This is a genomic window from Pseudomonas sp. ML2-2023-3, from assembly GCF_037055275.1.
Lineage (GTDB): Bacteria > Pseudomonadota > Gammaproteobacteria > Pseudomonadales > Pseudomonadaceae > Aquipseudomonas.
In genome coordinates this window covers 4,856,769-4,878,669 of the sequence record NZ_CP146343.1, presented here as the reverse complement: position 1 = coordinate 4,878,669, position 21,901 = coordinate 4,856,769, and the positions used below count along the sequence as shown (strand labels likewise).

The 21,901-nt window shown below is 59.1% G+C and carries 16 protein-coding genes and 1 pseudogene; 15 read left to right on the top strand and 2 right to left on the bottom strand.

The genetic code is table 11. The annotated features are described in order from the left end of the window. Positions 1 to 46 precede the first annotated feature (46 nt). The 3 genes from thrC to V6P94_RS22470 all read left to right on the top strand — a co-directional run bounded on the left by thrC (position 47) and on the right by V6P94_RS22470 (position 4,222). Complete coding sequence (gene thrC, locus V6P94_RS22480) at positions 47 to 1,456, top strand: threonine synthase (RefSeq protein WP_133077776.1); 1,410 nt, start codon at positions 47 to 49, stop codon at positions 1,454 to 1,456. A gap of 119 nt (positions 1,457 to 1,575) precedes the next feature. Then, a complete protein-coding gene (locus V6P94_RS22475; RefSeq protein ID WP_338648701.1) occupies positions 1,576 to 3,669 on the top strand; it encodes a transporter substrate-binding domain-containing protein in 2,094 nt (697 codons plus the stop codon). Between the two features lie 136 nt (positions 3,670 to 3,805). Beyond that, on the top strand, positions 3,806 to 4,222 hold the full coding sequence (locus V6P94_RS22470) for a response regulator (protein ID WP_326397415.1): 417 nt from the start codon (positions 3,806 to 3,808) through the stop codon (positions 4,220 to 4,222). A gap of 165 nt (positions 4,223 to 4,387) precedes the next feature. Here V6P94_RS22470 and V6P94_RS22465 read toward each other — a convergent pair whose 3' ends face one another. Then, entirely contained in the window at positions 4,388 to 5,200 is an 813-nt protein-coding gene (locus V6P94_RS22465) for a TIGR02285 family protein (protein WP_338648700.1), read from the bottom strand. A 42-nt stretch (positions 5,201 to 5,242) separates the two neighbouring features. Further along, positions 5,243 to 6,442, bottom strand: coding sequence for a CaiB/BaiF CoA-transferase family protein (locus V6P94_RS22460; RefSeq protein WP_326397417.1), 1,200 nt, complete (start codon positions 6,440 to 6,442; stop codon positions 5,243 to 5,245). A gap of 135 nt (positions 6,443 to 6,577) precedes the next feature. Here V6P94_RS22460 and V6P94_RS22455 point away from each other — a divergent pair, with 135 nt between their 5' ends. From V6P94_RS22455 to V6P94_RS22400, 12 genes and pseudogenes are all read left to right on the top strand, one after another. After that, positions 6,578 to 7,120, top strand: a complete 543-nt coding sequence (locus V6P94_RS22455; RefSeq protein ID WP_019822101.1) for a YaeQ family protein — start codon at positions 6,578 to 6,580, stop codon at positions 7,118 to 7,120. A gap of 42 nt (positions 7,121 to 7,162) precedes the next feature. Then, entirely contained in the window at positions 7,163 to 8,872 is a 1,710-nt protein-coding gene (recJ, locus tag V6P94_RS22450; protein ID WP_133077771.1) for a single-stranded-DNA-specific exonuclease RecJ, read from the top strand. Between the two features lie 231 nt (positions 8,873 to 9,103). Next, entirely contained in the window at positions 9,104 to 10,210 is a 1,107-nt protein-coding gene (locus V6P94_RS22445) for an NADH:flavin oxidoreductase/NADH oxidase (RefSeq protein WP_133077770.1), read from the top strand. Positions 10,211 to 10,290: 80 nt separating this feature from the next. After that, positions 10,291 to 11,009 (top strand): annotated as a pseudogene (locus tag V6P94_RS22440) (tellurite resistance TerB family protein). Between the two features lie 209 nt (positions 11,010 to 11,218). Beyond that, the gene (locus tag V6P94_RS22435; protein ID WP_326397420.1) at positions 11,219 to 12,889 is read left to right on the top strand and encodes an acid phosphatase; all 1,671 of its coding nucleotides are present in this window, start codon (positions 11,219 to 11,221) and stop codon (positions 12,887 to 12,889) included. A gap of 278 nt (positions 12,890 to 13,167) precedes the next feature. Beyond that, positions 13,168 to 14,790: a methyl-accepting chemotaxis protein gene (locus tag V6P94_RS22430; RefSeq protein WP_133077767.1), complete on the top strand. Its 1,623-nt coding sequence runs from the start codon at positions 13,168 to 13,170 to the stop codon at positions 14,788 to 14,790. After that, positions 14,790 to 15,305: a chemotaxis protein CheW gene (locus V6P94_RS22425; protein WP_133077766.1), complete on the top strand. Its 516-nt coding sequence runs from the start codon at positions 14,790 to 14,792 to the stop codon at positions 15,303 to 15,305. Before V6P94_RS22430 ends, V6P94_RS22425 begins: the two co-directional genes overlap by 1 nt. After that, positions 15,302 to 16,576: a CheR family methyltransferase gene (locus V6P94_RS22420; RefSeq protein ID WP_133077765.1), complete on the top strand. Its 1,275-nt coding sequence runs from the start codon at positions 15,302 to 15,304 to the stop codon at positions 16,574 to 16,576. The genes V6P94_RS22425 and V6P94_RS22420 overlap by 4 nt, the downstream gene beginning before the upstream one ends. Further along, entirely contained in the window at positions 16,573 to 17,259 is a 687-nt protein-coding gene (locus V6P94_RS22415; protein ID WP_133077764.1) for a chemotaxis protein CheW, read from the top strand. Before V6P94_RS22420 ends, V6P94_RS22415 begins: the two co-directional genes overlap by 4 nt. After that, complete coding sequence (locus V6P94_RS22410) at positions 17,256 to 19,568, top strand: hybrid sensor histidine kinase/response regulator (RefSeq protein WP_133077763.1); 2,313 nt, start codon at positions 17,256 to 17,258, stop codon at positions 19,566 to 19,568. The genes V6P94_RS22415 and V6P94_RS22410 overlap by 4 nt, the downstream gene beginning before the upstream one ends. After that, complete coding sequence (locus tag V6P94_RS22405) at positions 19,565 to 20,575, top strand: chemotaxis response regulator protein-glutamate methylesterase (RefSeq protein WP_326397423.1); 1,011 nt, start codon at positions 19,565 to 19,567, stop codon at positions 20,573 to 20,575. Before V6P94_RS22410 ends, V6P94_RS22405 begins: the two co-directional genes overlap by 4 nt. A 52-nt stretch (positions 20,576 to 20,627) precedes the next feature. Further along, on the top strand, positions 20,628 to 21,629 hold the full coding sequence (locus V6P94_RS22400) for a PleD family two-component system response regulator (RefSeq protein ID WP_133077761.1): 1,002 nt from the start codon (positions 20,628 to 20,630) through the stop codon (positions 21,627 to 21,629). Positions 21,630 to 21,901: the final 272 nt, after the last annotated feature.

The window sequence follows — 21,901 nt, the reverse complement described above, 5'->3', positions numbered from 1 at the left end:
GGCAGGTTCCCGGCCGCTTGGCGCTCAAACCGAAGGTTTGAAAAACATGCGCTATATCAGCACCCGTGGCCAGGCACCGGCCCTGAATTTTGAAGATGTATTGCTGGCCGGGCTGGCCAGCGATGGCGGTTTGTATGTGCCGGAAAACCTGCCGCGCTTTACCCAGGAAGAAATCGCTTCCTGGGCCGGTTTGCCGTACCACGAGTTGGCGTTTCGGGTCATGCGCCCGTTTGTGACCGGCAGTATCCCGGACGCGGACTTCAAAAAGATTCTCGAAGAAACCTACGGCGCGTTTTCCCACGCAGCGGTAGCGCCGCTGCGTCAGCTCAATGGCAATGAATGGGTGCTTGAGCTATTCCACGGCCCGACCCTGGCGTTCAAGGATTTCGCCCTGCAACTGCTCGGTCGCTTGCTCGACTACGTGCTGGCAAAGCGTGGCGAGCGCGTGGTGATTGTCGGAGCAACCTCCGGTGATACCGGCTCGGCTGCCATTGAAGGCTGCAAGCATTGCGAGAATGTCGACATTTTCATCCTGCACCCCAATAACCGGGTGTCGGAAGTTCAGCGTCGCCAGATGACTACGCTGTTCGGTGACAACATTCATAACATCGCCATCGAAGGCAACTTCGATGACTGCCAGGAAATGGTCAAGGCCAGTTTTGCCGACCAGGGTTTCCTCAAGGGCACACGCCTGGTCGCGGTGAACTCGATCAACTGGGCGCGGATCATGGCCCAGATCGTTTACTACTTCCATGCAGCCCTGCAACTGGGCGGACCGCACCGATCAGTGTCGTTCTCGGTGCCTACCGGCAACTTTGGCGACATCTTTGCGGGTTACCTGGCGCGCAACATGGGCTTGCCGATCAACCAGTTGATCGTTGCCACCAACCGCAACGACATCCTGCATCGCTTCATGAGCGGCAATCAGTACGCCAAGGACACCCTGCACGCGACCCTGTCGCCGTCGATGGACATCATGGTGTCTTCGAACTTCGAACGTTTGCTGTTCGATCTTCACGGTCGCAATGGCGCGGCGGTTGCAGCCCTGATGGACACGTTCAAGCAAACCGGCAACTTCAGCGTTGAAGATGATCGCTGGACCGAGGCGCGCCGTCTGTTCGACTCGTTGGCAGTCGATGATGAGCAGACCTGCGAAACCATCGCCCAGGTGTTTGCCGAGAGCGGTGAAGTGCTGGATCCGCACACTGCCATTGGCGTGCGTGCAGCTCGCGAATGCCGTCGCAGCCTGGATATTCCGATGGTTATCCTGGGCACGGCACACCCGGTCAAGTTCCCGGAAGCGGTTGAGAAAGCCGGCATAGGAAAAGCGCAGGAGTTGCCGTCGCACCTTTCCGACCTTTTTGAGCGAGAAGAGCGCTACACCGTGTTGGCAAATGATCTCAAGGCTGTTCAAGCCTTTGTCAGCCAGCATGGTAATCGAGGCAAGCCTCTTTAAGAGCATTTGTCTTACGCGTTTTGAAGCCCGTCATCTGACGGGCTTTTTTGTTTGCGCATGGCATCCTTGGCCGCTTTTAGACCCCGCATGTTGGCGGGTTTGTGGCCAAGGATTCTGTCATGTCACCACTTCACCAGGCATTTGAATCAGGGGCGCGCCTATTGCTGGCGATGGTTCTCCTGACCTGTATGCAGCCGGCCATTGCCAGCCATGGTTTGCCCTTCAGGCTTGCAACAAGCTTTATCGAGTTCAAGCCGCTGCAACTGGATGCCTCTGAACAGCAATGGCTGGCCGATCACCCAACGCTGCGTGTGGGTATCGCCCTCGGCGATTACGAACCTGTCGATATCACCAATGATCGCGATTACTACCAGGGCCTCAGCGCCGATTACCTGGGGCTCGTTCGTGACAGGCTGGGAGTGTCTGTCGAGCTTTTGGGCTACAAAAAGCGAGACCAGGCAGTGGCCGAGCTGCTGGCCGGGAAAATCGACATCCTGACCAGTGCCAGCGGCTTTGAACGGGGGATTGAAGGCATCGCTTTTTCCCGCAGCTACATGGTTGATCAAGGGGTCATCGTCGGGCGTGCCAGTGACTTCGAGCCGATTACGCGCTGGGCGGGTAAAAAGATAGGCTTTGTCGATTGTTACGTCGATATACAGACCGCCCATGGGTTTTACCCCGACAGCGAGCTCATCCTCACCCCCCATTTGCAGAGTGCCATGGAAGCGCTGGCTGAAGGGGATATCGATGCATTCATCGGTAACGAGCTCATGGTGCAGGCATTCAAGAATGTTCGGCCTTACTCAGGGGTGCGCATTATGGGTGATAGCGTTTTGCCGGCTGACGGGTTTGCTTTTGCCACTCGCCGCTCCGAGCCCCAGCTAGCAGCGTTGATTGAAAAGGCATTCGGCAGCATTGATGACGCAACGAGACAGATGGTCCTGGCCCGCTGGACGACCGGGCTTGAAGGGAGCAGCGGGCAGCAGCCCATCGATCTGTTGCCCGACGAGCAGGAATGGATCAAGCGTCATCCGGTCGTGACCCTCGCCACCCAACAGTTTCCGTTGTACGCGTTCAGGGCTGGAGACGGTCGCTGGGTGGGGCTGAGCGTTGACATTCTGGCGCGTATATCTCGAATGACCGGGCTGCAGTTTGTGCACAAGGAAGCGTTTTCAACGGTGAACATTCTGGACATGCTCAAAAGTGGCGAGGCGCAAATGAACTCCAGCCTCTCCCGAAACCGTGAGCGTAGCGCTTTTCTGGACTTCACCTATTCCTACGGAGGGGCACCCTGGGTATTTGTGGTGCGCGTCAATGATTCCCGGCTGGGTTCGCTGGACCAGTTGGCGGGTAAGGTGCTGGTGCTTCCCGCCAGGCACGCCCTCGAAGACTTGATTCGACGAGAGTACCCCGCAATCACCTTGCTGCTGGTGGATACCTACGCCCAGGCACGCCACGCAGTGGCCACGGGTGATGCGGATGCAACGATCCAGAGCGAGACACAAGCTCACCTCTATCCGCCGGGGCGTCTAAAGGTCGGGCGCAGTGTGGATGGACGATGGACCGCTGCCAGTTTTTCGGTATCGACCCAATACCCTGAGCTGCTTGGCATCATGAACAAGGCGCTTGAGGCCATTCCGGTGGCCGAATTTCGAGCGCTGAGAACCCGATGGTTGGGAGGCGTTGGTCAACCACTTGTTATCGAGGGGGGAGCTTACCCTTCAGTCTGGTTGTATTGGGCATTTGCAGCGTTGTTTACCGCTGGCCTCATGCTGTTTTCATGGAACCGGTTTCTGCGCAGGCAGCTAGGGATCAGGCGCCGGTTTGAGCAATCCCTGCGCGAGGAGCTGGAACTCAATCGACGTTATTTGGATGGCATCCCCAGCCCGATATTCGTGGTGGGCCTGGAAGGTGAGTTGCTCGCCTGCAATAAAAGCTATGAAGAGCGCTTGTCGGTGCAACTGGAGCAGATATGCGGATTGAAGGTCACGGACGTCAATTTATTTCCTGATGAGCTGGCTGAGCAGTTTCAGCAAGAGCTTATGCGCATGATCCAGAGCCGTAAGCCTTGCTACAAAAAACGGTGGGTGGAGTTTAAAGCGGGAGGTATGGAAATCTACCAGTGGACTGTCCCGTTTTACTCCGTATCAGGGCGGCTGGAAGGGCTGGTAGGCGGGTGGTTTGATACCTCCGAGACCAGGAAGTGGAGCTAGCAGGCTCACTTAAACGTTAAAAACAAACTTTGTATAAAACAGCACAACTTTCAGAAATTTCCTATGTTTCTTGGCTGCTGGGCCTACTAAAGTTCACACACTCTGTAACAGCAGGTTTATGCCCTGAAGGTTCAAGATGCGGCCTCTGAAAGTATTGATTCTTGAAGACAACCCGTTTCAGTTAATGGCGTTGCACCAAATGTTGAACGCTTTTCGGATTTTTGACGTCCTGACGGCTGAAAGCGTGGACTCGGCCCGGGAGTCCCTGCTCAAGTGCGGGGCAATCGATCTTGCCATTTGCGATCTCTACATGGACGGCACATCGGGGCTTGAGTTGATCAGCGAACTGGCCCGCGCGCGCAGTGCGAGGGCGGTGATCATTTTGAGTGCGGCGGCGCCCCCTGTGATCGAAAGAGCGGCCCAGCTGGCCCGCAAGCAAGGCCTGAGGGTGTTGGGCTGCTTGTCTAAACCACTGACCCTGGGCAGCTTGGGGCAATTGCTGGACTCATATCAGCGCACGTGTTCGAGCGCTGGCGCTGCCAAGGGGAATTAACTGCTGGTATCGGGGAACTTTCAGCGGGCTTGGTGTGTCAGATTTTCCATCAACAGGAGCAAGTCTATTGCTCCGATGCTTGTAGCCTGTTGAGCGGGTCGTCAAGACCTTGTTAAAACCCGAGTAGCTTCCCCACTGCTCGGGTTTTTTTTATTGTTTTTTTTGTCATTGCGAATCCAGGTGCGACACGGGGGCTGGCCCCAATGTGTTGAGCAGGGTATTGACGCTGCGAATGACCTCGCGACCTTCAGGTGTGGCCGAACAACCAATGTAAATGGACTGAAACGCGGGTGCGCCCTGAATCGGGTAAAACGTCAGTGAGTCGGGCGGCAAACCTTGTTCGTTGGCCTTGGCCTGGATCTCCGGCCAATACCCCAGCAGTGCCGGCATGCGGCCAGCCTGCTGCATTTGCAGCAGGCTGCTCAGCGGATCGTTGCCGTAATGCATGACAATCTGGCTGGCAGGGGCCTGGGTCAGCTGGGCGTCAATCCACTCGCCGTAGCTGCGCTTGGCAATGACTCCAAGCTTCATGGTTTGAGCCTTTAGCAGCCCTGGCAGGTCAACCTTGTTGTTCTGGATGAAGGGTTCGACCAGGTGCCGGTTCTCACTCAGAATGGCCATGCCATTGCTGTGCATGACTGCAACGGGTGCGGAGTAGACAATCGACTGGGCGCGAGCGGGGTTCCAGATCAAGGCCGGATCGCAGGCCAGTGCCCGTTCACCCAGCATCTGCAGGGCCCGCGCCCGGTTGACCTGCATGATGACGTGCTGGTACTGCGGCATGCTTTCGATCAGCACGGGCATCATTTGATCGATGACCCCCTGACCTTTTTGCTGCCCGTGAAACACCGTGAGCGGCGGTAGATCGCGCAGCAGCCAGATCAGCTTTGGCTCGGCCTGACTGCCGGTGGCCCAGACCAGAAGCAGCGGCGTTATCAGGCCTGCCCAAAGGCTTCGCCACTTCAAGCGATGAGTCATCGTGCTGATCTCCTTCGGTTGCCACTCAACGTGGCAACGGGCCTAAATGGCGCCCGCTTGCTTGAGGTTGGCGATGGCTGCTGCGTCGTAGCCCAGCGCGCTCAACAACTCATGATTATGGGCGCCCAACTCAGGCCCGACCCAATCGGCCGAGCCGGGAGTCTCAGACAGCCTGGGCACGATACCGGGCATTTTGAAGTCTTTGCCGTCAGGCAGCTTGGCTTGCAGAAACATTTCACGGGCCAGAAATTGCGGGTCAGTGAACATGTCTTCTGCTGAAAAAATGCGGCTGGCGGGGACTTGCGCCGTGCTCAACTGCTCCAGCACCGTCTCAAGCGGCAGCGAGCCGACCCAGCGGTCAATCACGCCATACAGCTCATCACGACGGGCGTCACGGCCATCGTTGCTGGCCAGTGCCGGATCATTCGCCAGGTCGTCACGGCCAATGATGTGCATGAAACGCTTGAAGATAGCGTCGCCGTTGGCGCCGATCTGTACGTGCTTGCCGTCCAGGCTGGTATGAATCGAAGACGGGGTAATGCCCGGCATGATGTTGCCCGTGCGCTCGCGGATAAAACCGAACACATCGAATTCGGGGACCATGCTCTCCATCATGGCAAAAATGGCCTCGTAGAGTGCTACGTCCACCACCTGGCCTTGCCCGCCGTTGACCTCGCGATGACGCAACGCCATCAGGGCGCCAATGACGCCCCACAGCGCGGCAATCGAGTCGCCAATGGAGATGCCGGTTCGCACCGGAGGGCGGTCTTCAAAACCGGTGATGTAGCGCAGCCCGCCCATGGACTCGCCTACCGCGCCAAAGCCCGGCTGGTCTTTCATGGGGCCGGTCTGGCCAAAGCCGGACAGGCGCACCATCACCAGTTTCGGGTTCAGGGCATGCAGCACATCCCAGCCCAGGCCCAGTTTTTCGAGCACGCCGGGGCGAAAGTTTTCGATCAGGATATCGGCGTCAGCCAGCAAGGCCTTGAGGATGTCCAGGCCATCGGGATGCTTGAGGTTCAGGGTCAGGGATTTTTTGTTGCGCGCCTGGACGAACCACCACAGCGACGTGCCTTCGTACAACTTGCGCCATTTTCGCAGAGGATCGCCACCATCCGGGGACTCGACCTTGATCACCTGTGCGCCAAACTCAGCGCAAATGCGCGATGCAAAAGGCCCCGCGATCAGAGTGCCCAGTTCGACGACCTTTAGGCCTGATAGGGGTTTGGTGGCAAGCGGCATGTGGAATCCTTGTCCTGGGGGCGAGCGAGTACAGCCTTTTAACATAGCTGGTCGCTGGCAAGAAGCGGGTCGATTCGTTCAATGACAGCGTATCGGTTAGACTTGCCGCCTTTCTCAGTATCAAGAAGCCCGTTCATGGCACAGCCGTCCACGACCTACAAGTTTGAACTCAACCTGACCGATCTCGATCGCGGGGTTTATGAAAGCGTCAAGCAGACCATCGCCCGTCATCCTTCGGAAACCGAAGAACGCATGACCGTGCGCCTTCTTGCCTACGCCTTTTGGTACAACGAGCATCTGTCTTTTGGTCGTGGCCTGTCTGATGTAGACGAACCAGCTCTGTGGGAAAAAAGCCTGGATGACCGTGTTTTGCACTGGATCGAAGTTGGCCAGCCCGACGCCGACCGCCTGACCTGGTGCTCGCGCCGTACCGAGCGCACCAGTTTGCTGGCCTATGGCAGCTTGCGTGTGTGGGAAGGCAAGGTGATCCCGGCGATCAAAAACCTGAAAAACGTCAACATTGCTGCCGTCCCGCAAGAGATTCTTGAAGTGCTGGCCAAAGACATGCCACGGGTTATCAAGTGGGATGTCATGATCAGCGAAGGCACTATCTTCGTGACCGACGATCGCGGCCAGCACGAAGTGCAGTTGCAGTGGCTGCAAGGCGAACGCGGCTAAGCCACTCCACTTTATTACGACCAAGAGACTCTTCACCCGCTTATGCGCATCGAACCTCGTCCACTGCCTCAAACCCTGCCTTTTTTGGGCGAAATGCCAACCCTGCTGACGCGTCTCTACGCGGCACGGGGTGTGCAGTCGCAAGCTGAGCTGGACAAAAGTCTGGCGCGACTTATCCCGTACCAGCAGCTCAAGGGCATCGATGCGGCCGTGGATTTGCTGGTGGTGGCGCTCGAGCAGCGCCAGCGCATTCTGATCGTGGGCGACTTTGACGCCGACGGGGCTACGGCCAGTACGGTGGGCATGCTGGGCTTGCGTTTGCTGGGGGCGGCCCATGTCGATTATCTGGTGCCCAACCGCTTTGAATACGGCTACGGCCTGACCCCGGAAATCGTCGAAGTCGCGCTGACGCGTACCCCGCAGTTGCTGATTACGGTCGACAACGGGATCTCCAGTATTGAAGGCGTGGCCGCGGCCAAAAAAGCCGGATTGAGCGTGCTGGTTACCGACCACCACTTGCCGGGCAACGAACTGCCGGCGGCGGATGCCATCGTCAACCCCAACCAGCCCGGCTGCGAATTCCCCAGCAAAGCGCTGGCGGGGGTCGGGGTCATCTTTTACGTACTGATCGCCTTGCGTGCGCGCTTGAACAGCCTGGGCTGGTACCAGGACAGCAAGGCGCCGAACATCGCCGAGTTGCTGGACCTGGTGGCATTGGGCAGTGTGGCGGACGTGGTGCCGCTGGATGCCAACAACCGGATTCTGGTGCATCAAGGGCTTGAGCGAATCCGTGCCGGGCGCGCGCGTCCGGGGCTGAAGGCCATTTTGGAAGTGGCCAAGCGCGATCACTCAAAAATCACCTCGACCGATCTGGGCTTTATCCTGGGGCCGCGCCTGAACGCCGCCGGGCGACTGGACGACATGAGCCTGGGCATCGAGTGCCTGCTGACCGATGACGCCAATGCGGCTCGGGAAATGGCCGCGCAACTGGACGAGATGAACCAGGACCGAAAGTCCATCGAGCAGGGGATGCAGCGTGAAGCGCTGGCCCAACTCAAGGATCTGACAATCGACAGCATGCCGTTTGGCCTGTGTCTGTTTGATCCTGAGTGGCACCAGGGGGTGATCGGGATTCTGGCTTCGCGCCTCAAGGAGCGTTACTTCCGCCCAACCTTCGCCTTTGCCGATGCAGGCGACGGCATGCTCAAGGGGTCGGGGCGTTCGGTTCAGGGTTTTCATATCCGCGACGCACTCAGCGTAGTGGCCGCCCAGCATCCGGACTTGATCAGTAAATACGGCGGCCATGCGATGGCGGCCGGATTGACCTTGCCCGAGGCCAACTTCACGCTGTTCTCTCAGGCATTTGATGCCGAAGTCCGACGTCAACTGCGTGAAGAGGACCTCACCGGGCGTATGTTGTCCGACGGCAGCCTGGCAGTTGAAGAGTTTCACCTGGAGCTGGCGCGGGCCCTGCGCAATGCCGGGCCGTGGGGGCAGCACTTCCCGGAACCGTTGTTTCACGGGGTGTTCCAGTTGGTTGAGCAGCGCATCGTTGGCGAGCGGCATTTGAAAGTGGTGCTCAAAACTGAATGCGGCAGTGTGAAGCTCGACGGCATTGCCTTCGGGGTCGATCGCGAAGTGTGGCCGAACCCGACCATTCGCTGGGTTGAACTGGCCTACAAACTCGACCTCAACGAGTTTCGCGGCAACGAAACCGTGCAACTGATGATTGCCCATATCGAACCACGTTAATACCTCCAGTCCCCCCTTTGTGGGAGCGGGCTTGCTCGCGATAACATCTCTCCGGGTTGTCTGACAGGTCGCGGCGCTTGTATCGCGAGCAAGCCCGCTCCCACAAAAAAACGGGTTACTCGCACAGGAAATTTACTCCTGCCCTGTGCGATTTGAACTCGCCCTCATCCAGTGTTGTCGACTAGTCTCTAGAAGTACTTGGAGCCTACCCACTGGAATTAGAGGTGACCCATGAGTCTGCTGCTCGAGCCCTACACTCTGCGACAACTGACCCTTCTTAACCGCATTGCGGTCTCTCCCATGTGCCAGTACTCCAGTGTCGACGGACTGGCCAATGACTGGCATCTGGTCCATCTGGGCAGCCGTGCCGTAGGCGGCGCCGGACTGATTTTTACCGAAGCCACCGCCGTAAGCCCTGAAGGGCGAATCACCGCCCAGGACCTTGGCTTGTGGAACGACGAACAGATCGAACCCCTGCAGCGCATCACCCGCTTTATTCGGGCACAAGGTGCGGTGGCCGGTATTCAGTTGGCCCATGCCGGGCGCAAGGCCAGTACCCATCGTCCGTGGCTGGGCAAGCATGGCAGCGTCAAAGTGGAGGAGGGCGGCTGGGTGCCCGTCGGGCCTTCACCGATTGCCTTCGATCCGCAACACACCGCGCCGACACAATTGGACGAAGCCCAGATACAGGATGTGATCCAGGCTTTCGTCGATGCCGCCAAGCGGGCGCTGGAAGCGGGCTTTTCGGTGGTTGAGGTGCACGCTGCCCACGGCTACCTGTTGCATCAATTCCTTTCGCCACTGAGCAATCAGCGGCGAGACCAGTACGGTGGCTCCTTCGAAAACCGCATTCGCCTGGTGCTGGAAGTCACCGAGGCCGTGCGCGGGGTGTGGCCACAAGAGTTGCCGCTGTTTGTGCGAGTGTCGGCCACCGACTGGGTCGAAGACGGCTGGAACCCCGACGAAACCGTTGAGCTGGCACGACGCCTCAAGGCGTTGGGTGTCGACCTGATCGACGTCTCCTCAGGCGGAACGGCGGCCAATGCCGAAATTCCGGTGGGGCCGGGTTACCAGACCCGTTTTGCCGAGCGCGTGCGCAAAGAGGCCTGCATCGCCACCGGCACGGTGGGGATGATCACCGAGCCTGCTCAGGCCGAACATATTCTGCGCACCGGTCAGGCCAATCTGATTCTGCTGGCTCGCGAGCTGTTGCGTGATCCGTATTGGCCGTTGCACGCCGATGATGACCTGGGTGGCAAAAAGGCCACGTGGCCTGCCCAGTACCAGCGTGCCACCCACCGTGACCAACCGATTCATGAGTCTGACTTGCGTGACTGAAACGCGTCTGTTTCCACCACAAGCCCGCCTGTTTGGCGGGCTTTGTGGCTTCCCTTGAACCCTGTTGCGAGAGGCTGCGTATGAGTACCCGTGGATTGCTTGATCAGTTACTGAAATCCGGCCAGCAAATGCTGGAGAAGAAAGCCGGCGCTCAAGGCAACGCTTCCAGTGCCGGAAAAGGTGGGTTGGGCGGGCTGCTGGGGGGGGCGGTGGGCTGGGCGGCTTGCTTTCAGGTGCCGGTGGCGGCGCACTGGCGGCCAGTGCACTGGGCCTGCTGCTGGGTAACAAGAGTGCGCGCAAATATGGCGGGCAAGCTCTGACTTACGGCGGTCTGGCCGCGCTGGGCGTGCTGGCCTACAAGGCCTACGGCAACTGGCAGGCCAGCCAGGGCACTGCACCGCAAACCGAGCCGCAAACCATTGACCGAGTACCGGCGCCACAGGTTGAGCAACACAGCCAGGCGATTCTCAAAGCCCTGGTAGCGGCCGCCAAGGCCGATGGTCATGTGGATGAGCGCGAGCACCAGTTGATCGAGGGCGAACTCAGCAAACTCAACGGCGACCCTGCACTGCGGCAATGGCTGCAGGCCGAGCTGAACAAACCCCTGGACCCGGCCGAAGTGGCCAGTGCTGCCAGCACCCCGGAAATAGCCGCCGAAATGTATATCGCCAGCCTGATCCTGGTGGATGAAGAGCACTTCATGGAGCGTGCCTACCTGGAAGAACTGGCCAAACAGCTCAAGCTTGACCCGGGCCTCAAGCTTGAGCTCGAAGCTCAGGTCAAGCAGGCGAGCAGCTAAAGTCCTTCTGCAGCCCTATGGGGGCAGGCTTCACCCCATGTTTTTTTCAGCGCCCCGGTCCGCAATGGTCCGGGGCGTTTTTTATGTGTGAAAACACCACACGAGCCAATTCGTGGTTCTTTTCTTCGAACCGTTGCCACTTCCTCGTCATAATCCCCTGATAGCGTGCCCGCAAGAAACATTTTGTTACGCTTGATCAGGAATGTGTAATGAGTGACGAGAAAGACAAGGCTCTCCAGGTCGATAGCAGCCGCCGTCGTTTCCTGGCCGGTGCTGCGGCACTGGGCGCAGGAGCGGCCACCTTGAGCGCTTGTGGAGGTTTTGAGCACGACGCTCCCACCAATCCGCAGCCATTGTCCCCGGTCGAGCTGGACAAAAAGCTCCACGAACAGGTCAAGACCATCGTGGTGATCTATGCCGAGAACCGCAGTTTCAACAACCTGTTCGCCAACTTTCCGGGTGTAGAAAAACCGTTGTCGGCACTCAAGCCCGCCGACTATCAGCAGCGCGACCGCGATGGCAGCCTGTTGCAGACCTTGCCGCCAGCCTGGGGCGGGGTGGTGCAAGTGGGGCCGCAGACGGTCGATGGCGTGACCTATGCTCCAGGTGTGCAGTTCCAGGAAAACCTGCCCAATGCCCCCTTCGCCCTGAAGGGGCCGAATCAGGAAGACCTGCCGCTCAACCTGATCACCCGCGACTTGTGGCACGTGTTCTATCAGAACCAGATGCAGATCAATGACGGCAAGAATGATCAGTTCGTTGCCTGGGGAGACTCCGGTGGGTTCACCATGGGCTATTACGCCCAGTCCCAGTATTCCCTGCGTCTGTGGGACGTTGCCCGTGAGTTCGTGCTGTGTGACAACTTCTTCCAGGGCGCCTTTGGTGGCTCGTTTCTCAACCACCAGTACCTGATCAGCGCCACCGTGCCGTTCTATCCCAACGCGAACACCTCAGTGGCCGAGGCCCAGATCGCGGTGTTGCAAGGTGATGATCCCACCGGCACGCGCCTCAAACCCCTGGGCAAGTCCCCGGCCAGCGCCATGACCGGTGCTCCTCAGTTCGGCCCCAGCGCCCTGACGCCGGACGGCTTCGCGGTGAACACAATGGCCCCGCCCTACTGGCCGACCTGGATTCGCGACCCTGAACGACCGGACTACGCCAAGCCCGACCTGCCCAGTGTGCTGGTGCCACAAAGCCACGAGCATATTGGCGACAAGCTGAGTAAAAAGAACATCGACTGGGCCTGGTACGCTGGCGCCTGGCAGGCCACGCTGGAGCAGTATAAAGGGTCTGAAAGCCTCCCCAGGATCCCTAACTTCCAGTACCACCATCAGCCGTTCAACTACTTTGAGCGACAAGGCCCGCACAACCCGACAGAGCGCAACAAGCGGCTGCGCGACGGTGGCCTGGGCGACGAGGCGACCACCAACCGCTTTCTGGCCGACGCCGAAGCCGGAAAACTGCCCGCAGTGAGCTTTTACAAGCCCCAGGGCAACCTCAACCTGCACGCGGGCTATGCCGATGTGGCCGCCGGTGATCGCCATCTCGACCGCACACTCAAGGTGCTGCGTAACAGCCCTCAATGGAAAAACATGGTGGTAGTGCTCACGGTGGACGAGAACGGTGGCTGGTGGGATCACGTTGCACCGCCCAAGGGGGACCGTTGGGGGCCGGGTACGCGAATTCCTGCCTTGGTGGTATCACCCTTCGCACGCAAGAGGACGGTGGATCACACGGTGTATGACACTGCTTCGATCCTTCGCCTGATCACCCGCGTGCACGGGCTGGAAGTCCTTGATGGGCTCAAACAGCGTGACGATGCAATGAAAGCGCGCGGACAGACGCCGATGGGTGACCTGACCAATGCCCTGATGTTTTGACTGGCAACCCCCGGATTGTATGAGTGACACCTGACCTGTGGGAGCGGGCTTGCTCGCGATGAAAGCAACGCGGTTTGCCAGATCCACCGCGTCGCCTGAATCGCGAGCAAGCCCGCTCCCACAGATTGAGCACAATTTGTGATCTCCTACTTATTTAGTCTGTTTTTATGCGTAGGCTTTTTTGTTTGTTGCTGTGAGATCTGTCTCAACGTCTGTACGAATCCTTGCGTACCCTCGGCTATACTCGCCTTCATTTGAATGGCTCCCGAGGATCGACTGTGAAGAACTGGACGTTACGCCAACGCATCTTGGCGAGCTTTGCTGTAATCATCGCCATTATGTTGCTGATGGTTGTGGCGTCTTACTCGCGCCTGCTCTCAATCCAAAGCAGCGAAGAGAAGGTGCAAACCGACTCGATCCCCGGGGTTTATTACAGCTCGATGATTCGCAGTGCCTGGGTCGACAGCTATGTCTTGACCCTGGAACTGGTGGGTTCGCTCAACCAGCGTGATCTGACCAACGAAGACCAAAAGCTGTACGCCAATTACGAAGACCGCTTGAACAGGGAACTGAAGAACTATCGCAGCACCATTTTTGAAGGTGACGACAACGCTCACTACGAGAGCTTCGTACGTCTTCATGAGGAATACGGCCTGGTGTTGGCGAAGGTTCTGGACCTGTATCAGAACAAGGACTTTGCACAGGCCCACAAGGTGCTTGGCGAGGAACTTGCCCCGGCCTGGATGGCTGGACGCAAGGCCCTCAACGATATTATCGATGGCAATCGCGAGTCCGCTGTTCTTGCAACCGACAACATTGGTCAAGCGGTAATGACTGCCAAGATCAGCATGATTGTTTCGCTGGTGATTGCCGTACTGGCCGCGGCGCTGTGTGGCTTCCTGTTGCTGCAGGCGATCATGTCGCCGATGCAGCGCATCGTTTCGATTCTCGAAGTCATGCGCTCCGGTGACTTGAGCTCGCGCTTGAACCTGGAGCGCAAGGACGAGTTCGGTGCAGTTGAAACCGGCTTTAACGACATGATGGCGGAGCTGACTTCGCTGGTATCCCAAGCCCAGCGCTCTTCGGTGCAGGTCACCACCTCGGTCACTGAAATCGCCGCCACCTCCAAGCAGCAACAGGCCACGGCCACTGAGACCGCTGCGACCACTACCGAGATCGGCGCCACGTCCCGTGAAATTGCAGCCACGTCCCGTGACCTGGTGCGCACCATGACCGAAGTGACTTCGGCAGCGGATCAGGCTTCGATACTGGCCGGTTCCGGGCAGCAAGGCCTGGCCCGCATGGAAGAAACCATGCACTCGGTCATGGGCGCCGCCGATCTGGTCAATGCCAAGCTGGCCATCCTCAACGAGAAGGCCGGCAACATTAATCAGGTGGTCGTGACCATCGTCAAAGTGGCCGACCAGACCAACCTGTTGTCGCTCAACGCCGCCATCGAAGCTGAAAAAGCCGGTGAATATGGCCGTGGTTTCGCCGTGGTCGCCACGGAAGTCCGGCGTTTGGCTGACCAGACCGCTGTGGCCACTTACGATATCGAGCAGATGGTGCGCGAAATTCAGTCGGCGGTCTCTGCAGGCGTGATGGGCATGGACAAGTTTTCTGAAGAGGTGCGTCGCGGCATGTCCGAGGTGCAGCAGGTGGGCGAGCAATTGTCGCAAATCATCCATCAGGTCCAGGCCCTTGCGCCGCGTGTGCTGATGGTCAATGAGGGCATGCAGGCTCAGGCCACGGGTGCCGAGCAGATCAACCTCGCGCTGGTACAACTGGGTGATGCCAGCAGCCAGACCGTCGAGTCCTTGCGCCAGGCCAGCTTTGCGATCGACGAACTCAGTCAGGTTGCCGTCGGGCTGCGCAGCGGCGTTTCGCGCTTCAAAGTCTGATGAGCGAGCCTCTAGCCAAGCACGCGGGCGCGAAGGTGCCCAAGCAACGCCTGTTTCTGGTGTTTTACATTGGCAACGAGCGCTATGCCCTGGCCGCCACCGATGTCGTCGAGGTGCTGCCGCGCTTGCCGCTCAAGCCCATTGCCCATGCCCCTGCGTGGGTGGCCGGGGTGTTCGCTCACCGTGACCGAATGATTCCGGTGATCGATATCAGCGCCATGACGTTTGGCACCGACGCCGTGGCCCGCACCAGCACCCGTTTGGTGCTGGTCAACTATCGCGGGCAATTGCTCGGTCTGCTGCTTGAGCAGGCCAGCGATACCTTGCGCTGTGATCCCGCAGAGTTTCAGCCCTATTGCATCGATAACTGCGATGCGCCTTATCTGGGGCCCGTGCGCAAAGACGAAGCGGGGCTGTTGCAGTGGTTGAGCGTCGATGAGTTGCTGAGCCCGGCGGTGTATGCGTTGCTTTTTGCCCAAGGTGAAGATGATGCCTGCGCGCAGGTGAGCCCATGAGTACCGATCAACGCTTTTTCGATTTTCTGAAGCAGCGAATCGGCCTGGATGTGGCTTCGGTCGGTCCGGCCATTATTGAACGTGCCGTTCGCCAGCGTTGCATTGCGCTGCACATGGTCGACAACGATCGCTACTGGCAGCACCTGCTCAGCTCCCAGGATGAACAGCAGGCCCTGATCGAATCCGTGATCGTGCCCGAAACCTGGTTTTTTCGTTATCCCGAGTCCTTTGTCACGCTGGGACGCCTGGCCAGACAGCGCCTGGCCCAAATCGGCAATCGGCGCGCCCTGCGAATCCTGAGCGTGCCGTGTTCGACCGGCGAAGAGCCGTATTCGATTGCAATGGCGCTGTTCGATGCCGGTTTTGCTGCGCATCAATTTAAAGTCGAAGCGCTGGATGTCAGCCCGCTTTCAGTCCAAAGGGCCCAGACTGCCCTGTATGGCAAAAACTCTTTTCGTGGTCAGCAAACTGATTTTCGCGAGCGCTACTTCAGCCTTGAGACTGACGGTTATCAACTGTCCGGGCGGGTCTGCGAACAGGTCCGCTTCACTGTCGCCAACTTGCTGGACCCGGCGCTGGCAGGCAGTCATGCGCCTTATGACTTTGTGTTCTGCCGCAACCTCTTGATCTACTTTGATCTTAAAACCCAGCAGAAAGCACTGGATGTGCTCAAGCGTCTGACCTGTGAGGACGGCGTTTTGTTTATTGGCCCGGCCGAGGGCAGCCTGCTCAGCCGCTTGGGCATGCGTTCGATCGGTGCGCCACAGTCGTTTGCCTTTTGCCACAGCCACGAACCTGCTCCTGCGGCTCGTCCTGTACTGGCAGAGTTCAAACCGCTGATGCGCCCCCAGCCACCAACCCCGTTGCCTCCACCGGCCAACCGACCCTTTGCGCCGAGGCCCCAGGCCCATGCGGCGCCAAAAGCCCCTTCGACGGCTGAAGATCCGATGGTTTTGCTGGAGCGGATCGCCACCCTGGCCAACGAAGGTAAAAGCACAGAGGCCCGTGCGGTCTGCGAGCAGTTCTTGCAGCGCCATGACCCGCAGGCAGAAGTCTTTTACTGGCTGGGCCTGCTCAGTGATGTTCAGGGCCAGACGGCCGAGGCCCAGGTTTTTTATCGCAAGGCGCTGTACCTGGAACCCCAGCATTCGCAGGCATTGGCCCATCTGGCGGCCCTGCTGGCTTCGCAAGGCGATACGGCAGGCGCTCAGCGCTTGAACGAGCGCGCTGCCCGTAACGGGCGTTCGGCCCAAAGTGAGCGTAAACAATGAGCACTTTAGCCGCACAGAGCTTGATCCACTCCGAAGCGCAGGCTATCGATGACTGCTGGAACCGCATTGGTATCTACGGTGACAAGAGCTGTACGGTGTTGCCCCAGCATATCCATTGCCGTAACTGCGCCGTGTATTCGAGTGCTGCGACCCGTTTGCTGGATCGCTACGCCTTTGAGCACGAGAGCCAGGAAATACAGGCCTCCCAGGGGCATGAGCAGAAAGTGGCGACCTGCTCGCTGGTGATTTTTCGTTTGGGCGATGAATGGCTGGCGCTGGTCACGCGGTGTCTGGATGAAGTCGCGCCGATGCAGTCGATCCACTCCTTGCCTCACCAGCGCTCCAGCGCCTTGCGCGGTGTGGCGAATGTGCGCGGCACCCTGGTGCCGTGCCTGTCACTGGTTGAGCTGTTGGGGCTCGACCCGGGAGTGCCCGGTGCAACATCGCTGCGGGTCATGCCGCGCATGTTGATTGTGGCGGCCCACGGCGGAGCGGTCGTGCTGCCGGTGGATGAAGTGGATGGCATCCACAATATCGCCGAGGGTGACATCAACGCAGCGTCAGTCTCTGGCGGGCATGCCAGCGCCAAATACACCCGGGGAGTGCTGCAGTGGAAAACCCGCAGTCTGCGTTTATTGGATGAAGAGCAACTGTTGAGTGCAATCACCCGGAGCCTTACATGACCCCTGAGCAAATGCGCGACGCCTCGTTGCTTGAGCTGTTCAGTCTTGAGGCCGAGGCGCAAACCCAGGTGCTCAATGCCGGTTTGCTCGCGCTGGAACGTAACCCGACCCAGGCCGACCAGCTTGAAGCCTGCATGCGTGCCGCCCATTCGCTCAAGGGTGCGGCACGGATTGTCGGGGTGGACGCCGGGGTCAGCGTGTCCCATGTCATGGAAGATTGCCTGGTCAGTGCCCAGGAAGGCCGTTTGTACCTGCAGCGCGAGCATATTGATGCCTTGCTGCAAGGGACTGACCTGCTGATGCGTATCGCGACCCCCGGCAACACGGTGGGCCCGCAAGACATCGACGCCTATGTGGCGCACATGAATGAACTGCTGGACCCTTCGGCCCCGGTGGCTCCGTCTGTACAGGTAGCGCCCCCCGATTTTGACGTGTCGCAACTGCTGCTGATGCCGACGCCGGTTGCGCCAGAGCCCGTGATTGACGTGCCTGCGCAGGCTCAGGTCGAGCCCCAGGTGTCGCCAGAGCCGGTGCGTCGCCCGCAACGCCTGACCGAAAGCGGCGAACGGGTCTTGCGGGTCACGGCGCAGCGCCTGAACAGCCTGCTGGATCTGTCCAGTAAATCCCTGGTGGAAACCCAGCGGCTCAAGCCCTTTCTGGTGACATTGCAGCGCCTTAAACGCATGCAGAGCACCAACCTGCGGGCGATGGACACCCTCAGTGAGCAGCTTAAGGTCATGGGGCTTGGCCATGAAGCTGAAGAGGCGTTGATAGACGCCCGGCGGATCCTGGCGGAGTCCCAGCAATTGCTTGGCGAGCAGACCGCCGAGCTCGACGAGTTTTGCTGGCAGGCGGGTCAGCGTGCGCAAATGCTCTACGACACGGCCCTGGCTTGCCGCATGCGCCCGTTTGCCGATGTTCTGGTGGGGCAGGAGCGCATGGTGCGTGATTTGGGCCGCGCCCTGGGTAAACAGATTCGCCTGGAAATCGAAGGCGAGAAAACCCAGGTTGACCGCGATGTGCTGGAAAAGCTCGAAGCGCCATTGATCCATTTGCTGCGCAATGCCGTCGATCACGGCATTGAGACGCCGGAGCAGCGACTGCTGGCCGGCAAGCCGGCCGAAGGCCTGATTCGCTTGCGCATCTCCCATCAGGCCGGGCTGTTGGTGTTGGAGTTGAGCGATGACGGAGCCGGTGTCGACCTGGAACGTTTGCGCCGCACCATCGTTGAGCGTCAGCTGTCCACCGAGCTTACAGTGGCGCAACTGAGCGAAGAGGAACTGCTGAGCTTTCTGTTTTTACCGGGCTTCAGCCTGCGCGACACCGTGACCGAAGTCTCGGGGCGCGGCGTGGGGCTGGATGCCGTTCAGCACATGGTGCGCCTGCTGCGCGGTGCCATTGTGCTGGAGCACACCCCTCAGCATGGCAGTCGCTTCCATCTGGAAGTACCGCTGACCTTGTCAGTGGTGCGCAGTCTGGTGGTGGAGGTCGCAGACGAGGCTTACGCGTTCCCGCTGGCGCATATCGAGCGCATGCGCGATGTGCATCCGGATGACATTGTGCAACTGGAGGGGCGCCAGCATTTCTGGCATGAGGGTCGGCATGTGGGGCTGGTGGCCGCCAGTCAATTGCTGCAGCGCCCGCCCAGTCAGAGCGATGACGAAACCCTCAAGGTGGTCGTGATTCGCGAGCGCGACGCCGTGTACGGCGTGGCTGTCGAGCGCTTTGTGGGTGAGCGTACCCTGGTGGTATTGCCCCTGGACCCGCGTTTGGGCAAGGTGCAGGACATTTCGGCCGGGGCCTTGCTTGACGATGGCTCGCCGGTGCTGATCGTGGATGTCGAAGACATGCTGCGATCGGTGGACAAACTGCTCAACACCGGGCGTCTGGAACGTATCGACCGGCGCAACCGGCACACCGCCGAACTGACTCGCAAACGTATCCTGGTCGTGGATGACTCCCTGACAGTGCGCGAGTTGCAACGCAAGTTGCTGCTCAATCGTGGCTATGAAGTCGCTGTGGCGGTTGACGGCATGGATGGCTGGAATGCCTTGCGTGCCGAACACTTTGATCTGTTGATCACCGACATCGATATGCCGCGCATGGATGGCATCGAACTGGTTACGCTGTTACGTCGCGACAGTCGATTGCAATCGATGCCGGTGATGGTGGTGTCTTACAAAGATCGTGAAGAAGACCGTCGGCGCGGCCTGGATGCAGGAGCCGACTATTATCTAGCCAAAGCCAGTTTCCATGACGATGCGCTGCTTGATGCAGTGGTTGAGCTGATTGGAGGAGCCCAGACATGAGAATAGCCATCGTCAACGATATGCCCTTGGCGGTTGAAGCCTTGCGTCGAGCCCTTGCATTCGAGCCTGCCCACCAGGTGGTCTGGGTCGCCAGTGATGGCGAAGAGGCCGTGCGCCTGTGTGCCGAAAACACGCCAGACCTGATCTTGATGGACCTGATCATGCCGGTCATGGACGGGGTCGAAGCGACACGCCGGATCATGGCCGAAAGCCCGTGTGCCATCGTCATTGTGACCATCGACCGTGAGCAGAATGTCCACCGGGTGTTCGAGGCCATGGGCTTTGGCGCGCTGGATGTGGTGGATACCCCCGTGCTGGGTGGCAGCAATCCCAAAGAGGCCTCGGCGCCACTCCTGCGCAAGATCCTCAATGTCGGCTGGTTGATGGGCCAAAGCGAAAAACGGGTCTCCCCGGTTTCTGCTCAGCCACGTGTTCCGGGTGTACGGGGCGGGCTGGTGGCTATCGGTTCGTCGGCGGGCGGTCCGGCAGCGCTTGAAACATTGCTCAAGGGCCTGCCGAGGAACTTTGGTGCGGCCATCGTGCTGGTCCAGCATGTGGATCAGGTCTTTGCTGCCGGGATGGCCGAGTGGCTGAGCAGCTCGTGCGGGCTTGACGTGCGTTTGGCCCGTGACGGCGAAACCCCTCAGGTGGGGACAGTCCTGCTGGCAGGGACCAACCACCACATACGGTTATTGAAAAACGGCACGCTGGCCTATACCGCCGAGCCGGTTAATGAAATCTACCGACCTTCGATAGATGTTTTTTTTGAAAGTGTTGCCCAGTACTGGAATGGTGATGCGGTAGGGGTGCTGTTGACCGGCATGGGACGTGACGGGGCTCAAGGTCTCAAACTCATGCGTCAGCAGGGTTTTCTCACCATTGCCCAGGATCAACAGAGCAGCTCGGTGTACGGCATGCCCAAAGCGGCGGCCGCCATCGATGCAGCGGTTGAGATCCGCCCCTTGGACAAGATTGCGCCACGCTTGCTGGAGAAATTTGCCAAATGACTGGTAAAACCCGGCAGGTCTGGCTTGAAGGAAGTAATTCAGGTGAACGCGCATGAGCGACTTGCAGTTGGACGACGTTAAAACTGACGAAAACGCGGCCATGGTGTTGCTGGTGGACGATCAGGCAATGATCGGCGAAGCCGTGCGCCGTGGGTTGGCCCTTGAGCAGAACATTGATTTTCACTTTTGTGCGGACCCGCATCAGGCCATTGCTCAGGCCATCCGCATCAAGCCCACGGTGATCTTGCAGGATCTGGTGATGCCGGGTCTGGACGGGCTGAGCCTGGTGCGCGAGTACCGCAATCACCCTGCGACCCAGAACATCCCGATCATCGTGCTTTCCACCAAAGAAGACCCGCTGATCAAGAGCGCGGCGTTTTCGGCGGGGGCCAATGATTACCTGGTGAAACTGCCGGACAACATCGAACTGGTGGCGCGGATCCGCTATCACTCGCGGTCCTACATGACACTGTTGCAGCGGGATGCCGCCTACCGTGCGCTACGGGTCAGCCAGCAGCAGTTGCTGGACACCAACCTGGTGCTGCAGCGGCTGATGAATTCCGACGGCCTGACCGGACTGTCCAACCGTCGGCACTTCGATGAGTACCTGGAGCTGGAGTGGCGCCGAGCCCTGCGCGAGCAAACCCAGTTGTCGTTGCTGATGATCGATGTTGATTACTTCAAGTCCTACAACGACACCTTTGGTCATCTGGACGGTGATGAAGCGTTGCGCAAGGTAGCAGGGGCCATTCGTGATGCCAGCAGCCGACCGTCTGACTTGCCGGCCCGCTACGGTGGCGAGGAGTTTGCCATCGTGCTGCCCAATACGTCCCAGGGTGGCGCCCGACTGGTGGCTGAAAAACTGCGGATGTCGGTTGAAGCCATGAACATTCCGCACATTTCGCCGGTCGCTGGCAGCAGCCTGACCATCAGCATTGGTCTGTCGACCATGACCCCGCAGCAGAACAGCAACTGCCGCGAGCTGATTTCGGCAGCGGACAAGGGGCTTTATCTGGCCAAGAAGAATGGGCGTAATCGGGTGGGGATTGAGTAGAGGGGCGAGGTACGCCGATCTTTGTAGTCGCTGACGAGCCGTGCGAGGCTGCGTTCGGTTGCGAAGCGACCGTAAAACCTGAGTCCGGGTTTTACCTGAACGACCGTAGTATCCGGTTTTACGACTGCAACGTCGCAGTGGCGCACCAAACCGGACGCAGCCTAGTTCTACTCGTCAGCTGCTACAGATTTTGCGCAGGCTTCTGTGACGCATTTTTAAGAGCGAAACCCATCTTCCAGTTGGACGGCAATGCTGGATATGTACTCGGTATT

What these genes read in the sequence shown, in the direction of transcription:
- V6P94_RS22460 (WP_326397417.1), bottom strand. Translation starts at nt 6,442, where the DNA reads ATGCCGCTTGCCACCAAACCCCTATCAGGCCTAAAGGTCGTCGAACTG.
- V6P94_RS22470 (WP_326397415.1), top strand. Translation starts at nt 3,806, where the DNA reads ATGCGGCCTCTGAAAGTATTGATTCTTGAAGACAACCCGTTTCAGTTA.
- V6P94_RS22445 (WP_133077770.1), top strand. Translation starts at nt 9,104, where the DNA reads ATGAGTCTGCTGCTCGAGCCCTACACTCTGCGACAACTGACCCTTCTT.
- V6P94_RS22400 (WP_133077761.1), top strand. Translation starts at nt 20,628, where the DNA reads ATGAGCGACTTGCAGTTGGACGACGTTAAAACTGACGAAAACGCGGCC.
- V6P94_RS22475 (WP_338648701.1), top strand. Translation starts at nt 1,576, where the DNA reads ATGTCACCACTTCACCAGGCATTTGAATCAGGGGCGCGCCTATTGCTG.
- V6P94_RS22455 (WP_019822101.1), top strand. Translation starts at nt 6,578, where the DNA reads ATGGCACAGCCGTCCACGACCTACAAGTTTGAACTCAACCTGACCGAT.
- V6P94_RS22410 (WP_133077763.1), top strand. Translation starts at nt 17,256, where the DNA reads ATGACCCCTGAGCAAATGCGCGACGCCTCGTTGCTTGAGCTGTTCAGT.
- V6P94_RS22415 (WP_133077764.1), top strand. Translation starts at nt 16,573, where the DNA reads ATGAGCACTTTAGCCGCACAGAGCTTGATCCACTCCGAAGCGCAGGCT.
- V6P94_RS22405 (WP_326397423.1), top strand. Translation starts at nt 19,565, where the DNA reads ATGAGAATAGCCATCGTCAACGATATGCCCTTGGCGGTTGAAGCCTTG.
- V6P94_RS22435 (WP_326397420.1), top strand. Translation starts at nt 11,219, where the DNA reads ATGAGTGACGAGAAAGACAAGGCTCTCCAGGTCGATAGCAGCCGCCGT.
- V6P94_RS22465 (WP_338648700.1), bottom strand. Translation starts at nt 5,200, where the DNA reads ATGACTCATCGCTTGAAGTGGCGAAGCCTTTGGGCAGGCCTGATAACG.
- thrC (WP_133077776.1), top strand. Translation starts at nt 47, where the DNA reads ATGCGCTATATCAGCACCCGTGGCCAGGCACCGGCCCTGAATTTTGAA.
- V6P94_RS22420 (WP_133077765.1), top strand. Translation starts at nt 15,302, where the DNA reads ATGAGTACCGATCAACGCTTTTTCGATTTTCTGAAGCAGCGAATCGGC.
- recJ (WP_133077771.1), top strand. Translation starts at nt 7,163, where the DNA reads ATGCGCATCGAACCTCGTCCACTGCCTCAAACCCTGCCTTTTTTGGGC.
- V6P94_RS22425 (WP_133077766.1), top strand. Translation starts at nt 14,790, where the DNA reads ATGAGCGAGCCTCTAGCCAAGCACGCGGGCGCGAAGGTGCCCAAGCAA.